The 14,073-nt window shown below is 45.6% G+C and carries 16 protein-coding genes; 6 read left to right on the top strand and 10 right to left on the bottom strand.

Annotation, left to right across the window (positions count from 1 at the left end; all coding sequences use genetic code 11):
• Together JGK07_RS30960 and JGK07_RS30955 are read right to left on the bottom strand one after the other, a co-directional pair.
• Nucleotides 1–252: helix-turn-helix domain-containing protein (locus tag JGK07_RS30960; protein WP_293226570.1), on the bottom strand; the 252-nt coding region annotated here is incomplete at its 3' end.
• A gap of 22 nt (nucleotides 253–274) precedes the next feature.
• Nucleotides 275–397, bottom strand: coding sequence for a hypothetical protein (locus tag JGK07_RS30955; protein ID WP_293186803.1), 123 nt, complete (start codon nucleotides 395–397; stop codon nucleotides 275–277).
• 129 nt (nucleotides 398–526) lie between these two features.
• Here JGK07_RS30955 and JGK07_RS30950 point away from each other — a divergent pair, with 129 nt between their 5' ends.
• Entirely contained in the window at nucleotides 527–1,228 is a 702-nt protein-coding gene (locus JGK07_RS30950; protein ID WP_293186804.1) for a Crp/Fnr family transcriptional regulator, read from the top strand.
• 427 nt (nucleotides 1,229–1,655) lie between these two features.
• Here JGK07_RS30950 and JGK07_RS30945 read toward each other — a convergent pair whose 3' ends face one another.
• From JGK07_RS30945 to JGK07_RS30925, 5 genes are all read right to left on the bottom strand, one after another.
• Nucleotides 1,656–1,985 (bottom strand): cupin domain-containing protein, encoded by a 330-nt coding sequence (locus tag JGK07_RS30945; protein WP_293186805.1) that lies wholly within the window; start codon nucleotides 1,983–1,985, stop codon nucleotides 1,656–1,658.
• A 14-nt stretch (nucleotides 1,986–1,999) separates the two neighbouring features.
• Nucleotides 2,000–2,779 carry a cyclopropane-fatty-acyl-phospholipid synthase family protein gene (locus JGK07_RS30940; RefSeq protein WP_293186806.1) on the bottom strand — a complete coding sequence of 260 codons (780 nt, stop codon included), beginning with the start codon at nucleotides 2,777–2,779 and terminating at the stop codon, nucleotides 2,000–2,002.
• A gap of 377 nt (nucleotides 2,780–3,156) precedes the next feature.
• Nucleotides 3,157–4,161 (bottom strand): methyltransferase domain-containing protein, encoded by a 1,005-nt coding sequence (locus JGK07_RS30935; RefSeq protein WP_293193598.1) that lies wholly within the window; start codon nucleotides 4,159–4,161, stop codon nucleotides 3,157–3,159.
• Nucleotides 4,162–4,266: 105 nt separating this feature from the next.
• On the bottom strand, nucleotides 4,267–5,364 hold the full coding sequence (locus JGK07_RS30930; protein WP_293193596.1) for a fatty acid desaturase: 1,098 nt from the start codon (nucleotides 5,362–5,364) through the stop codon (nucleotides 4,267–4,269).
• A 128-nt stretch (nucleotides 5,365–5,492) separates the two neighbouring features.
• Nucleotides 5,493–6,209, bottom strand: coding sequence for a LuxR C-terminal-related transcriptional regulator (locus JGK07_RS30925; RefSeq protein WP_293186809.1), 717 nt, complete (start codon nucleotides 6,207–6,209; stop codon nucleotides 5,493–5,495).
• 90 nt (nucleotides 6,210–6,299) lie between these two features.
• Here JGK07_RS30925 and JGK07_RS30920 point away from each other — a divergent pair, with 90 nt between their 5' ends.
• Genes JGK07_RS30920 through JGK07_RS30905 form a run of 4 tightly spaced genes read left to right on the top strand, consistent with a single transcriptional unit; the run spans nucleotide 6,300 to nucleotide 7,918 of the window.
• On the top strand, nucleotides 6,300–6,722 hold the full coding sequence (locus JGK07_RS30920; RefSeq protein ID WP_293186810.1) for a DUF6220 domain-containing protein: 423 nt from the start codon (nucleotides 6,300–6,302) through the stop codon (nucleotides 6,720–6,722).
• An 18-nt stretch (nucleotides 6,723–6,740) separates the two neighbouring features.
• Nucleotides 6,741–7,166 (top strand): MAPEG family protein, encoded by a 426-nt coding sequence (locus JGK07_RS30915; RefSeq protein WP_293186811.1) that lies wholly within the window; start codon nucleotides 6,741–6,743, stop codon nucleotides 7,164–7,166.
• Nucleotides 7,167–7,208: 42 nt separating this feature from the next.
• Nucleotides 7,209–7,442, top strand: a complete 234-nt coding sequence (locus JGK07_RS30910; protein WP_293226568.1) for a hypothetical protein — start codon at nucleotides 7,209–7,211, stop codon at nucleotides 7,440–7,442.
• An 8-nt stretch (nucleotides 7,443–7,450) separates the two neighbouring features.
• Nucleotides 7,451–7,918 (top strand): hypothetical protein, encoded by a 468-nt coding sequence (locus tag JGK07_RS30905; RefSeq protein ID WP_293193586.1) that lies wholly within the window; start codon nucleotides 7,451–7,453, stop codon nucleotides 7,916–7,918.
• A 100-nt stretch (nucleotides 7,919–8,018) separates the two neighbouring features.
• Here JGK07_RS30905 and thiO read toward each other — a convergent pair whose 3' ends face one another.
• A complete protein-coding gene (thiO, locus tag JGK07_RS30900) occupies nucleotides 8,019–9,107 on the bottom strand; it encodes a glycine oxidase ThiO (RefSeq protein WP_293193584.1) in 1,089 nt (362 codons plus the stop codon).
• 191 nt (nucleotides 9,108–9,298) lie between these two features.
• Nucleotides 9,299–9,637, bottom strand: coding sequence for a 2Fe-2S iron-sulfur cluster-binding protein (locus JGK07_RS30895; RefSeq protein ID WP_293186814.1), 339 nt, complete (start codon nucleotides 9,635–9,637; stop codon nucleotides 9,299–9,301).
• A 116-nt stretch (nucleotides 9,638–9,753) separates the two neighbouring features.
• Here JGK07_RS30895 and cimA point away from each other — a divergent pair, with 116 nt between their 5' ends.
• On the top strand, nucleotides 9,754–11,367 hold the full coding sequence (cimA, locus tag JGK07_RS30890; protein ID WP_293186815.1) for a citramalate synthase: 1,614 nt from the start codon (nucleotides 9,754–9,756) through the stop codon (nucleotides 11,365–11,367).
• 274 nt (nucleotides 11,368–11,641) lie between these two features.
• On the opposite strand, the gene JGK07_RS30885 is transcribed toward cimA, so the two are convergent.
• On the bottom strand, nucleotides 11,642–13,852 hold the full coding sequence (locus JGK07_RS30885; RefSeq protein ID WP_293199253.1) for a peptidase domain-containing ABC transporter: 2,211 nt from the start codon (nucleotides 13,850–13,852) through the stop codon (nucleotides 11,642–11,644).
• Nucleotides 13,853–14,073: the final 221 nt, after the last annotated feature.

Genomic DNA, 14,073 nt, shown 5'->3' with positions numbered 1-14,073 from the left:
AAGATTGTCGAAAGCATATTGAGTTATCTTCTGGCAAATTCCCGCTTCTTTAATCCATGTAAACTCAGGCTTTACATGATTGTTAAAGAATTTCTTGAGCAGGTATTTATTGGGCTTCAATCCATCTTGATAAAGGTAACACCAAGTAGCCAATCCCCAGTTATAAGTAAATCTCGCTATTCCAGCGTGCTTGCTCATGACTGTTGTCTGAGTCTTGTTTAGTTTTAACTTTGTTTTGATGGATAAAAGCATTGTTCGACCTCAATACTGTATTTCACCGATCGCCCGACAGGGTAGGTTTGGCTGGTAACTTCCCCGAAACATCCCAGCGCAAGCGAGTATCTTTACTGACAATCCAAGGTTTTTTGGGAATCGCCCAGGGTTTGAACAGGTACATCGTAGATTTGTCTACAAGTGTACTACCTTGTCTATTTAATCGCTAGCTAGGTACTAGCTCTGCTAGCCTCGATATATTCTGAATTCACCGCTATGATACTCTGAATGGACTCCGGCTCAAGTTAAATTTATGAAAGCAACCGTTGAGCAACTGGCCCAAATTGGGATATTTGCCAGCTTAAACCGAACTGATTTAGAGCAACTGCAAGAACATACAGCAATTCGGAGTTACCGACAGGGAGAAGTTGTGATGTATGAGGGCGATCGCATCCCCGAAAAATTATACACGCTTTTGAGCGGTTCGCTGCGGGTAGCAAAAACAGCGGCGGCGGGCAAAGAAACAATTTTGCGTACTTTATTTCAGGGAGATATTTTTGCCGCACCTGCTTTGCTGGGTAACGGAGTTGCGTCGGCAACGGTGACGGCAGAAACTGACGTGCAAGTTCTTACCACAGAACGGGAATTTTTGCTAGCAGCAATTCGGCAAAATCCTGAGATTGCTTTGCGAATATTGGCGGTTTTTAACCAGCGGTTGCAGCAACTGCACGAGACTGTACACGGTTTGGTGTCGGAAAGGGCGATCGTGCGGCTGGCGAGATTCATTCATTACTTTGGCATCGAGCAAGGTACGAAGATTGTGGATAATAGTGTATGTTTAGAAAAACGTTTTCCCTACTATCAAATTGCTCGCAGTATTGGCATCACCTACGAAGAATGCGTGCGGTTGTTTAAGAAACTCAAGCCATTTGTATCTTACAGTCGAGGCGGAAAAATTACTGTGTTGGATTGGAAACAACTGGAGGCGATCGCCTCTGGAGAAGACATAGATTAATGAAGGGAAGAAGTACATTGATTCGGTAGGTTTATCGCTAAGTTTTGATCCCCCTAAATCCCCCTTAAGAAGGGGGACTTTGAAGAAAACTTCGGTTCCCCGAATCGTTGTGGCGACTTTGATGCTCTTGTCCCCCCCTTCTTAAGGGGGGCTAGGCAGGGCGGTTTTATTGTCGTCAGAAAAATTAGGTACGTAGTTGCGCTTCAGCGCTCTTTATAATATTAGGAAAGACGCTAAGAGCGCAACTACGTACCTTGGCCCAAGCGCGAGCCAACCTTTGAGCGATACTGTTGGTATTTTTATATTTCCTATCCTCACAATAAAACCACCCTACTTCTTAAGGGGGGCTAGGGGGATCGAGAGGTTGATTTTCAAATAAAATACTAATGCTAGTTTCTTGAAATTAATCAGAATTGACAGTATTATTTTACTCCGAAAATGTCAAAATAAACGCCAAGTTTTCTTCAGCTTTCAAGGCGTGGGGAGCACGGGCGGGCATAAAAACAAACACCCCCGGTTCCAAGACAATATCCTTACCTTCCAAAGTCAAAATTCCCTTTCCTTCGACTACATTAACTGTGGCATTGCGCGGCGAAGAGTGTTCGGAAACCTCGCTACCAGCAGCCAGACAAAGTAGGGTATACTGGCAATTATTGTCCTTTACTAAAATTTTGCTCAGCACTCCGGCGGCGGGATATTCAATTGCTTCTCGGAGTTGGATTGCGGAAGATTCTAACGGTAAAAGAGTAGCAGTCATGATTTTTGAATCCCTTAATATTGTTTTGTTGCACAAAGGATGATGTAGTCTAAATCGCGATCGTACTTTTGGAAAACTTGACGCATTGCTAAAATACGATCGCGAATTTGCGATTTACTTAAAATATTCCACAAAATCCGCACAGTACCCACAAAACCTTCGTCTTCAACCATTCGTGGCAAGTTGAGGAGTCCCATCGCCCCAGTTTGACACTTTTCTACTTGCAAACCCGCGTTTTGGCAAACAGCAATCGGGCCAGACTCAGACAAAGGCGTTGAATTAGCCCGAATCACTTCCGACAAAGCTTTGTGAATTTCTGATTCTCGGTTTCTAGCTAAAAGTTCGTGAGAAAGAAACTTGCCGCCCGGTTTTAGCCGATCGCAAATTCCCGATATAATTTTAGCTTTCCCCCACCCTGACTGCATCGTCAGGATAGCTTCAGCCAACACCCAATCAAACTCTTGGGAAATCCGATCCAAGTGAAAAATATCTGCTTCGACAATTTGGACTCGATCGCCCAAACCCGCTGCTGCAACATTAGCACGAGCGCGCGCCACACTGTCGGGATTCTTCTCAACTCCCACTACTTTAACGCCAAAACGTTCCGCAAGGGCGATCGAGCTATATCCAAAACTAGCAGCCAACTCTAAAACAGTTTCGCCCGCTTGAAAATCCGCCCATTCAAACAACATTTCCGTAGCAACTTTTCCCCCCGGCCTCAGCATTTTCTTGCCAGCCGCCGCCAGCACTTCATGCCCCGGTGCAGTCTTAAAATTGAGAGCAATATTGGTCATAAAATTGACCTCCTATTTAACCTTACTCTCAGTTTGCCAAATTGTTCCAAAGCTTTCTATGATCTAGCTCATATTCAAATTATCTCTAAGATAAGACGGCGGTTGAAACCGCTAGACGGCGGTTGAAACCGCGTCTACACAAACGAAGTCCGCGCAACGCGAGACTGAAGAGAATAACGTAATTTTAATTGCAATATCTTCAACCCGCGGAGGCGGGTTTTGTCTGTCTAGCCGCGGTTTCAACCGCCAGTCTTCTTTCTAGCCCACGTAATTTTAATTGCAATATCTTCAACCCGCGGAGGCTGGTTTTGTCTGTCTAGACGCGGTTTCAACCGCCAGTCTTCTTTCTAGCCCACGTAATTTTAATTGCAATATCTTCAACCCGCGGAGGCGGGTTTTGCCTGTGTAGACGCGGTTTCAACCGCCAGTCTTCTTTCTACCGAATTTGCTCGCAGTGCGCGGAACATTCCAAAGCGGCAAAGCCCCGCACCAAAGGCTAAACGCATTAGTAAAAGAGTCGGTACTTCTCGCAGAGACTTGATGAAACCCGATACACCAAAACGCACTAATCCGGCCGGTCTAGCTATACCTTGCCAGATAGAATCTATCCAGGAAGGAAGGGTTTCTTGCGTCCAATCTGCGGTGGTTACAGCGCCCTCCACAAACCCCGTTTCTTCTAAAAGTTCTGAAAAGCCCTCGATGCTTGAAAAAGCCGGATGTGACCATTGATCCAGCAGTTGCTGCATTACTGGTTTCTCCCAGAAATTGAGCGGGATTTTGCGATCGTCCCTTTGATTCCAATCCGCCACAACCACCACGCCACCGGGCTTGACGACTCTCATCAACTCTTTCGCAAACACGGTTTTATCTGGCATATGCGGCCCAGCTTCGATCGACCAAACCACATCAAAACTCGCATCTGGAAACGACAGCGCCATAGCATCATCCACCCGAAACTGCAAATCGAGATCTGGGGAAGTTAATTCTTGAGCGCGTTTAACTTGCTGCGGGCTGATCGTAATCCCCGTGACAGCAAACTTATAATCCTTCGCGAGAATACGACTGCTACCGCCAATTCCACAGCCCACATCTAAGACGGTAGTACCGGCAGGTAATTTATCCAAGCCTCCCCAGCGCACCATTTCATGCACAAAATCCGATTTGGCTGCGAGGAAATCTTTGCGTTGTGGCGGCGCACCGTAATGGCCCAAGTGGATGTGCTCGCCCCAATAAAATTCGAGAATCCCGTCTTCCGTCCATTCGTCGTAGGAATTGGCCACGGAGTCCGATGATTGATAAGGGCGAGCCGTGATTAAATAGATCAGAAGGGCGATCGCCAGCAGTACAAACAAAACTCCAAGTACAACAACAAATAAATTCATTTTTTTACCTTCTTTCCAGAGCAGAATGTATAGCAGTTGACAGTTGACAGTTGACAGTTGACAGCTTCCCCGAAAAGCCGATCGTTGGGTTGCATAGTACGGGAATCAAATTATTTCTACTTGTTGTCTAAATGATGCGATCGATTGCAGACTATCTGAAGCAGCATCCCAAAGAATGAACTTAAAACAATCAGGAATCTCGCGAATTGTCAGGATTCTTGAATTACCAAGCAGGTGCAAATTAGCATTGTGACACGCCCGAAGATTGTAATTAGGAATTCGCTCAGACAGATGATGAATATTGTGGTAAGCAATATCAGCCGAAAACCAATTGAGAATAGTTGGTAATTTTAGATAACTGCTACCTTCGATCGCACCAAGCAGATAGTCCCAGCCCTCTGTCTTGTGAGCGTAGGAACCCTCAAAGTTATGCTGCACAAAGAAGATGCAGATAAATATCGCCGCCGAACAAGTCATCACAATTGAGTAAACACTCCAGAAAAACCCAAACCCAAGTAAGTTACCCAGATAAAGCCAGCTACCCACCACACAAATATTGTTGAAGAGTAAATCCCAAAACTCAGCCGTCGTATACCAGTGTTTGGATTTGTAGGAAGCAATTATTCTAGATAAACCCATACCTAAATCTTGATTGAGACAATCAAAAGTATGTCTGACAAAACCAGCAATTCCCAATATTAGCGCGAGTCTTGGTTTGATAATCAGGTAGAAAAAGCCACCAGGAAACAGCATCAGCGGGTGTCTGAGCAACTGATATATCTTTTGGTTAAATGGACTGAGTGCCGCAAACTTTTCGGTGGAAATCAACGCCGAAGGGCCTCGGTACATATCCCAATTACCATTATTTTTGTGATGGTAAGCGTGTCCCCTAGACCAGGGGTACTGAGGAATTGCATTGATGATACCTAGCAGAAAACCCACTGTGCGATTGACTTTTTTGGAACTAAACAGAGAATAGTGTCCGCAATCGTGCATCAAGGAGAAACAGCGTCCTGAAAAGAGTATCATCAACACGATGATCGGTGGCAGCAGCCATACAGAAATGGCAGCAGCTTTAAATGCTAAAAACCATAAAAATGTATAGGGGATGACTGTATTGAGTAGTTGGTATGTAGCTTTGAAATTGTTGCTCTTCATGTAAGGAGATAGCACAAAATCCGACTTTTTGATCGCGCTTTTCATTCAGTATGTCTGTAGTGTGGATAAGTGCTTAGCTGAGAATATAGTTTAGATTGCAGGTGATTGACAGAAAATCAAATAATACCATACTACTATACGGTTGGCTAATCGGTGAGGGCGCAAGCAAAATGTTATCGATCGCCGTTGAGCACCAAATTTGATACAGACTGCTTGACACTAGGCTCGTATTTTGTAGCAGAAAGTTGTGCCACCATCTGCGCGCGGGATGAAACCTCAAGCTTGCGGAACATTCGCTTCAGAGCTTGCTTCACAGAATTTTCAGTAATCCAAAGTTCAGTCCCAATTTCGGCGTTAGTTCGTCCCAAAGCCACCAACTCGGCAATTTCCAATTCACGAGGCGTTAAGCGATTGGTTTTGAAAGGCTGGTATGGCGATCGCATTGTTGCACTCCAGACAGATAAGTGCAAACAAATTCCACTCAAATCTGCTAAATTTTGTGCATCAAAAGCAGACATTGACTGTTCGCGAGTGCAACCGAATACACCCACTAATTGACCGCAACTTACAATCGGGCCCGCCATCACGTGCCAATGATCGGGGCGAGGACAAATCATCGTCCAAACTTTGGGTGATGCTACCAGTGCTTCGTGGACTGGAGCATGGCGCTCAACTAGATAACGCGCAATAGGATTATATTCGATTGATAGTGCAATTTCCAGGGTTTTATGAAATTTTTTATCTAACAAAGGCAGTTGGTCAAAGAAAAAGACTCCCGATCGCTTAGCGGCAAAATACTCGCCGATTTGCGGCACGACTTGCGATCGCAGATCTTGTTCGTTTTTGACTTGATTGATTGCTTCAAATAAATGCTGTAAGGAATTTGTCATCGTCGTGATAGCGAAAAGTGTACCCGATCGGGGTCTATGACTGCTGAATTACTCAGCTTATATTATCAAAAGTATCAAAAATAACGTGACATGACCATCAATTCGGAAATTGAGCGCGATCGCACTCCCATGCGTTGGATGCCGATCGGCTTTTATGCGACTTCAGTCGTCTTTAACCTCTGCTTGATTGCTCAATTGTTAACGGTTGGATTCGCTTACTTTGTCAATCCTGCATGGTGGGATATTCATGTTTGGCTAGTCCGAGGATATAGCGGGCTGTCATTATTATTACTGGGATGGTCGCTGCTGACTCGATTCTCACCTCAAATACAACGTCTCACCGCAAGTCTACCCGTACTGCTGGGACTACAATTTTTGACCATTCATCTCAACACTCCTTTTCACCTAGAGGTACTCCATCCTCTGATTGGATTTACCTTAGTCTTTGTTTCTTCAATTCTTGTACATAGCGTAGGGCGCATTTTATCGCCCGCCCATCTTCAGAACAATTGAGTTTTATAGGTAAAAACGATGCAAAATGCAATTTTTAGTCCCTTCTTTGCAATGGTGTTTGTGACACTGGTAGTCTGGGTTTATCTCTACATCCGCCGTATCACTTTCCTCAACAATACAAAGCTCGCCCCGAAGGAGCTGGCTGTACCTGGTATGCTGGCACAAATCTCGCCACCAGAGGTATCAAATCCGTCCGATAACTTCAAGAATTTGTTCGAGATTCCCGTCCTGTTTTATGCGCTGGTGCTATACCTTTTCATCACGAACCAGGTAGATGCAGTTTATGTGAATGCGGCTTGGATCTTCGTTGGCTTTCGCGCTTTGCACAGCATCGTTCATTGTACATTCAATCTAATCCTGCTGCGCTTCTACCTCTACCTATTCTCAACCCTGATGGTGTGGTTCATCGCCATCCGTGCAGCATTTAGCCACTTTGCTAAATAGATAACTCGATCGCACTCTCAAACATTCGGCGACTCCCAAATCTTGCGATCCGCCGGGAAGTTGATGCGGGCGATCGACTTTTCGGCGCGTATCACCCCCGCTTACGCCTTTGACAAACCGCCCCCGAAACCCAAATGTGACACAACATCCACCACCGCAGAGGATTTTGGCTCGACTCGTGGAAACGGGAATTTGAGGAGCGATCGTGATTGGCGATCGTTCGTTTTTTGCGATCGCAGCTCCGACTTGCTACAATTTAGTCGCACGCGCAACTAGAATAAATCATGAGCGAACTGTTAGACGAGACGCTTTCTATTGAAATCGCCACTCGCATTAAAAGCAACCGTAAAAACTGCTTTGATAACGCTTCCAAAGCAGCATTAACCACCGAAGGCGCAATCTACGTTCAAGGCTTTTTAGCTGCACCCGGAGCGCCTTACAAACCCATCGAGTATAGCTGGATTGAACTCAACGAGCGCATTGTTGACCCAACTTTTCCGCATCTTGGCTTCAATGCTCAAGACATTCATTACTTCCCCGCCCAGCGATTGAGCGTCAAGAAACTCAAAGCAATTCTAGACGAATCAAAAGAAGATTATCCAGAAGACGATCCGCTGCCGGTTTACGGAAATCAACCCTATGAATATTACGGCGATGTGATGTTAGGCGGTAAAGATTACCAAAATGCTTACGATTTGGCTGCGCTTAAATGCAGGGAATTGAACCTACCCAAAAAAACGGAATCTAACTAATTTGGACTTACGCCAAAATTAAGTTCGTAGTAAGGGCTTTAGTCCTGCTTCATTTATCTTTATAAAGAGAGGACTAAAGTCCGAACGATTAAACCGAATGTCAGGAAAATGCAAACCTCGCATAATTAAAAGCAGCCAACAACGGATCTAACTTTCGATTTAACATCAAATCAGCCAACAACTTAGCAGTCACCGGAGCCAACAAAATGCCATTGCGATAATGCCCAGTTGCCAATGTCAAATTATCCCAAGCAGAAGCACCCAAAATCGGCAACTCATCCGTCGTAGCAGGCCGAAATCCCCACCAAAACTCTAGAATCGGATAATTCTGCAATTCGGGATATAACTTAATCGCTCCTGCTAGCAAACTTTGGATTCCCGCTGGGGTATTTCCAGGGGTAAAATCCACATTCTCGCTAGTTGCACCAATAATAATTCTGCCATCTTGACGCGGCACAATATAAATGCCAGTCCCGAATAAAACTGTTTGCAATGGCTGCATAACTGCACAATCTTTTGGTACGCACACTGACAGCATTTGCCCCTTTCTGGGAAAAACCGGAACATTCAATAACTTCTCACACCAAGGCCCTGCCGCCAAAACATAACGGTCTGCTTGCAATTTTCTTGCCGTTGTTTCTACGCCAAAAACTCGGTTTCCATGCCGAATAATTTCCTTTGCAGTATCTTGAATAATCTCAATTTGCAATTCTTTGGTTGCGCTCTGTAGCGTCCGAAATAAAGCGCGGTTGTCCACTTGAGCGTCGTCAGGATACCACCAACCACCGATTACTTCTTCACCCAATCCAAACTGGTGCTGGCGAACAGTATCTCTGTCTAACCAATGAGAGTTAAGGTTTGACAATAGCGGCTGTTGTTGAGGATCGTTTTGACAAACTGGTGCGAGAATTCCCGATCGCCAATACCCCGTTTTCAACCCCGTAATCTCTTCCAGGCGTTCCACCCAGGAAGGATACAGCGCGCGACTTTGCAAGCACAAATCCAGCATCGGACTGGGGGGAATTCGTTCCGCTTGGGGAGCGAGCATTCCGGCAGCAGCCCGGGCCGTCGGTTGTGGAGAATCGGCGGTAAGAACAGCGACAGATGCCCCTCGCAATTTCAGTTCAACTGCTAGGGAAAGGCCGATAATTCCGCCACCAATAATCAGAATATCTTGAGATGAATTCATTGACTTTTCTATGGACTGTCTGGCTTTTTTACCTCGGGGCCTTCTTGAGGGTAAGGTGCTGGTGTTCGCACCTTACAGTTAGAATTTTGGGGCAAGTCTTACATATTTTCTTGTGGGGTGGGCTTCGCAGCACCACCCAAAATATGCAATCTAAATGCACTACAGCTTATCAGCCTTCCTGCACCAAAAATCTATCCTTGAGGTTTCCATACAGTTTCCGAGCCCTGGCCCCAAAAACCATCATATTTTGTCACCTTAATATCGCCCAAAACCTTAGTCTGGCAGGACAAACGGCGGTTTGATGCGGGAGAATGGGGAGGAATCGAAAGTCGCGCTTTTTCACGCCACTCGGACTCGGAAACTTCGCCCTCGATGGTGACGGCACAGGTGCCACAAGTCCCCAAACCGTGACAGTTGATGACTTTGGCGTTGCCGTTGTAGAGATCGATGCCGTTTTTGAGCAAGACTTCACGGAGATTCGATCCGCGATCGCACTCAAATGTTTTTCCTTGCGCTTGTACCTTAACCACAGTAATTTACCCCGATTAGATTTATGTTAATTTTCCTATATATTATCGCATTTATTTCAAATAATTTCATCTAATATGATAAGTGATATATTACCAATTGAGAATTGAGAATTCCCATGAAAAATCGGCTCTGGATCTACGATACCACGCTGCGAGACGGCGCTCAGTGCGAGGGACTCTGCTTATCTCTCGAAGACAAAGTGCGAATTGCTCGACAGTTAGACAGTTTAGGAATTCCGTTTATTGAAGGTGGCTGGCCGGGAGCAAATCCTAAAGACGTACAATTTTTTTGGCGGCTCAAAGAACAGCCATTAATTCAAGCAGAAGTTGTCGCTTTTTGTTCGACCAGACGACCGGGAAAAACGGCAGCCAATGATGAAATGTTGCAGCCTATCTTGTCTGCGGGGACTCGCTGGGTAACGCTGTTTGGCAAGTCGTGGGATTTGCACGTAATTGAAAGTTTGAAGACGACGTTAGAAGAAAATCTGGCGATGATTCGAGATACTATTGAATATTTACGGAGTCAGGGAAGGCGCGTTATTTACGATGCCGAACACTGGTTTGACGGCTACAAACACAATCCCGAGTATGCGATTAAAACTTTAATGGCAGCGGCGGATGCTGGTGCAGAATGGCTGGTGCTTTGCGATACCAACGGCGGTACTTTGCCTGACGAAGTTAGTCAAGTTGTGCGTGATGTTTTAGCGGCTTTAGGAACTGAACTAACTCAATCTTTACAGTTAGGAATTCACACTCACAACGACTCTGGAGTTGCCGTTGCTAATGCTCTGGCTGGTGTGCGGGAAGGGGTGACGATGGTACAGGGAACTATTAACGGTTATGGCGAACGCTGCGGTAATGCTAATTTGTGTTCCTTGATTCCTAATTTTCAGCTCAAGTTGGGTTATGATTGCATTCAAGATGAGCAATTAGCGAAATTAACTCAAGTCAGTCGCTCCGTCAGCGAAATTGTTAATCTTGCTCCCGACGATCACGCTCCTTTTGTTGGCCTTTCGGCTTTTGCTCACAAGGGCGGAATTCACGTATCGGCGGTTGAAAAAAATCCGTTAACTTACGAACACTTGGAACCGGAAAAAATCGGCAACATCCGGCGAATTGTGATTTCGGATCAATCGGGTTTGAGTAATGTTTTGGCGAAGGCTAAGACTTTTGGTATTGAACTCGATCGCAAAAATCCTGCTTGCCGCCAAATTCTGGAAAAGTTGAAAGATTTGGAAAGTCAGGGATATCAATTTGAGGGTGCTGAGGCGTCTTTTGAATTGTTGATGCGGGAAGCTTTGGAAAAGCGGCAGCGGTGGTTTGAAATTCATGGATTTCAAGTTCACTGCGATAAGGTTGGCGAAGATTGTACCGCTTTGGCAACTGTGAAATTGTCAGTAAACGGTACAATTATTCTGGAATGTGCGGAAGGAAACGGCCCGGTTTCGGCTTTGGATGCGGCTTTGCGGAAAGCTTTGGTGAATTTTTATCCGGCGATAGCGCATTTTTATCTGACAGATTACAAGGTGCGAATTCTGGATTCTGGTGCGGGAACTTCGGCTAAAACTCGCGTGTTTGTTGAGTTTAGTAACGGCCACGATCGTTGGACGACGGTTGGGGTTTCTGGTAATATTTTGGATGCTTCTTGTCAGGCGGTTGTTGAGGGTTTGGAGTACGGTTTGGTGTTGGAAAATCAGGAGGCGATTCCCCTAGTTTGTCGGGTGCATTAGACAAGATTGCAACAATAGCTGGACGGGCAAGATGCCCGTTCCACAATCATAGATTGGGCGGGCAAGATGCCCGTTCCACAATCATAGATTGGACGGGCAAGATGCCCGTTCCACAATCATTTGGGCGGGCAAGATGCCCGTTCCACAATCATAGATTGGGCGGGCAAGATGCCCGTTCCACAATCATAGATTGGGCGGGCAAGATGCCCGTTCCACAATTTTTTTTATTGTGGGATGGGCTTCTAGCCCGTCCTAATTATTTTTGCAATTTTGTCTAAGGTTCCAAAAACTCTAAGTGATCTCCGGGAATCGATCGCAATTTTGCAGCAGATCCTTGCAGTTTCAACCTGCCGCGTTCTAACATGATAATCCAATCGGCGCGATCGATCACTCGGGGCCTGTGACTGATAAAAATCGTAGTTTTCCCCTGCCGGTACATCAACAAATTTTCCAAGACTTCCGCTTCGCTGGCGGGATCTAGCCCTGCGGTAGACTCGTCTAGAATCAACACGGGCGGGTTATTGAGAATGGCACGGGCGATCGCCAATCTCTGTCTTTGTCCCCCCGAAATATTCGCCCCAAACTCCCCTAAAACAGTTTGATATTTATCCGGTAATTGGCTTATAAATTCATCCGCCCCGGCAATTTTGCAAGCTTTCACAATCTGTTCAAAAGTGGCATCAGGACTCCCCAACTGAAAATTATCGAGAATCGAACGGCTCCAGAAATGAGCTTCTTGGGGAACAAGAACCACCTGCTGTCTGAGACAATCGAGAGACAAATCTTGCAAATTGTAACCGCCAATTCTCACATTACCAGATTGCAGCGGATACAGACCAGCAATTACCTTAGCTAGCGTACTTTTTCCACAACCAGAATAACCGATTAAAGCAATTGCGTGACCGCCCGGAAACGTCACAGAAAAATTTTCCAACAAGTCAAGTCTGCCTGGGTAGTGAAAATTCACACTCTTACAAACAATTTCGTCGCCGCCTTGAAGCGTTACCACAGGTTTATTAATATCGCTTTTACTTTCTGGCTCAGCGTCTATGACTTCCGAAAGCCGTTGAGTTGCTGTCTGCACGCGAGCCATTTCATCAGTAGATTCGACCAAGGAAGTCACCCAAGTAGTAACGTTTTGATTCATGCTAATAAATGCTAGCAACTGACCGATACTCAATGCCTTGTCAATCACCAACCCGCTGCCCAACCACAGCAGGGTAATGCTGCCCGCTGAAGCAACAAAGCCAGAAAAGATATTATTGAGAATGCCAATTTGTGTAGTGCGAAAAGTAAGACTCGCTAAACGACCGAAGCGACCTTGAAATTCTTCCCAAAGTTGCTGGGCGCTGCTAGTCGTTTTGACTGTCAGCGCGCCTTTAAAGGTTTCTACTAAAACGCCTTGAGTTTCTGCTTCCAGTACAAATAAATTCCGCGTTTTTTGCTGCAATACGGGCAGAAAAACTACTGTAGAGGCAGTCATGAATAAAGCGATGACTGTAGCAGCCAGCGTCAGTTCCTTGCTGTAAAACAACATGAAAATAAAAGAAACTACAGCTATAAAAAATTGACTTGGTAAGCTGATCGCAAATTGAGAAACTAATTTATTGATTTCTTGGATATCTTGTAATCTACTGACGATTTCGCCGCTGCGTCTGGTTTCGTAAAAGCTTAAAGGCAATCGCAGGAATTTACGCCCAAATTCCATGACCAATCCCAACTCTAAACGCTGGGAAAATTGAGCAATTAAGTTCGACTGTACTAATCCTAAACTGCTGCTAAATAGGTTCATAACTATAACTGCGATCGCCACACTTGCCAAAAGTTGCGTGTCGCCCCGCACCAAAATGTCGTCGGTGAGCAGTTGTACGAGAAAAGGTGAAGCAATCGACAGCAAACCCAACACCACATTCATCAACAGTGCTTCCATTAAAAGCTGGCGGTAAATCCAAACCCGGCGCATCCATTTTTGTAAGGAATTGGCGGGCGGTTGGCCGTCTGCTTCGGCAAAAAATCGATCGGGATCTGGGTCTACAAGCAAGCACAGCCAATCTGTCCAACCTGCTGCTAATTCTTCTTTGGAAATATAGCGCATACCGACAGCCGGATCGCCGATCGCATATTTGTCGCCCTGCTTTCCGTACAAAACAACCCAGTGGTACCCGCTCCAGTGAATAATAGCCGGTAAAGGTGCTTCGTCAATTTTGTCTAAAATAGCAGCCGCTGCTCGCACCGATCGAGCATTAAAGCCCACCGCCTCAGCGCCTTGTTTCAAGCCCAGCAGAGTTGTCCCCTTTTGGCCTGTACCCGCAGATTCTCGCAAACGGCTAATGGTAAAATTCTGTCCGTAAAATTTGGCGATCGAAGCCAAACAAGCCGCCCCGCAGTCTTCTTCGCTCTGCTGGAGTACAACCTGATATTTCTTAAACCTGTTAACTTGTCCGAATAATGGCATTTTGCCGATCAAAGGGATGTTCTTTAACATTTTGCAAAATGAATAATGGTAGAGCATAAAGAAGATTACTCATCACCAACTACCCAATCAGCAAAAAGCACCCATAAAGTTATGGGTGCTTTCTCGATCAAAAGTTATAGAGCTGAATTCAGAGCACTAAACTTTACCAGTAGCCGTAGCGAACTACTCTTCTGAAGGAACCGTCGCAATTGCGGCGGTACACAACCCAACGGCGCCGACGACCACAGTTT

This window comes from Microcoleus sp. PH2017_24_DOB_U_A (assembly GCF_020738205.1).
Lineage (GTDB): Bacteria > Cyanobacteriota > Cyanobacteriia > Cyanobacteriales > Microcoleaceae > Microcoleus.
This window is presented reverse-complemented; position numbering and strand designations above follow the sequence as displayed.

Coding starts and splice junctions, on each gene's coding strand:
- JGK07_RS30925 (WP_293186809.1), bottom strand. CDS start 6,209: ATGACAAATTCCTTACAGCATTTATTTGAAGCAATCAATCAAGTCAAA.
- JGK07_RS30920 (WP_293186810.1), top strand. CDS start 6,300: ATGACCATCAATTCGGAAATTGAGCGCGATCGCACTCCCATGCGTTGG.
- JGK07_RS30940 (WP_293186806.1), bottom strand. CDS start 2,779: ATGACCAATATTGCTCTCAATTTTAAGACTGCACCGGGGCATGAAGTG.
- JGK07_RS30930 (WP_293193596.1), bottom strand. CDS start 5,364: ATGAAAAGCGCGATCAAAAAGTCGGATTTTGTGCTATCTCCTTACATG.
- JGK07_RS30915 (WP_293186811.1), top strand. CDS start 6,741: ATGCAAAATGCAATTTTTAGTCCCTTCTTTGCAATGGTGTTTGTGACA.
- JGK07_RS30885 (WP_293199253.1), bottom strand. CDS start 13,852: ATGTTAAAGAACATCCCTTTGATCGGCAAAATGCCATTATTCGGACAA.
- JGK07_RS30950 (WP_293186804.1), top strand. CDS start 527: ATGAAAGCAACCGTTGAGCAACTGGCCCAAATTGGGATATTTGCCAGC.
- JGK07_RS30905 (WP_293193586.1), top strand. CDS start 7,451: ATGAGCGAACTGTTAGACGAGACGCTTTCTATTGAAATCGCCACTCGC.
- JGK07_RS30945 (WP_293186805.1), bottom strand. CDS start 1,985: ATGACTGCTACTCTTTTACCGTTAGAATCTTCCGCAATCCAACTCCGA.
- cimA (WP_293186815.1), top strand. CDS start 9,754: ATGAAAAATCGGCTCTGGATCTACGATACCACGCTGCGAGACGGCGCT.
- JGK07_RS30935 (WP_293193598.1), bottom strand. CDS start 4,161: ATGAATTTATTTGTTGTTGTACTTGGAGTTTTGTTTGTACTGCTGGCG.
- thiO (WP_293193584.1), bottom strand. CDS start 9,107: ATGAATTCATCTCAAGATATTCTGATTATTGGTGGCGGAATTATCGGC.
- JGK07_RS30955 (WP_293186803.1), bottom strand. CDS start 397: ATGTACCTGTTCAAACCCTGGGCGATTCCCAAAAAACCTTGGATTGTC.